The 322-nt window shown below is 38.5% G+C and carries 1 protein-coding gene; it reads left to right on the top strand.

Annotation, left to right across the window (positions count from 1 at the left end; genetic code table 11):
* Window positions 1-322, top strand: a 322-nt coding sequence (locus ACLWS4_RS38260; protein WP_416876605.1) for an MFS transporter, incomplete at both ends; no start/stop codon positions are given.

Genomic DNA, 322 nt, shown 5'->3' with positions numbered 1-322 from the left:
GTCCTCGATTCCGGGTGCGCTGTTTTTCGGATATCTGTCGGACAAAATCAAAAACAAGAAAATAATGGTTTTCACACTGGCAGTCTTAGGGATGATTTGCCAATTTATTGTTCCGTATTCCGACAGTTTTTCTTTCATGATTGCCGGATTGGTTGTTTACGGATTAATTGGAAAGCTGGCGCTTGATCCGGTTTTAATTTCTTTTATCGCAGATCATACTTCATCTGCTATGTATGCAAGGGTTTTTGGAATTTTTAATTTTGCAGGTATGTTATCCTCTATTTTCGCGCCATATATAACAGGCTATTTAGCTGAAGTCACA

It is taken from the genome of Kitasatospora sp. SC0581, assembly GCF_048159585.1.
Lineage (GTDB): Bacteria > Actinomycetota > Actinomycetes > Streptomycetales > Streptomycetaceae > Kitasatospora.
The sequence above is the reverse complement of the archived record's forward strand: the minus strand, read 5'-3'. Positions and strand labels throughout refer to the sequence as shown.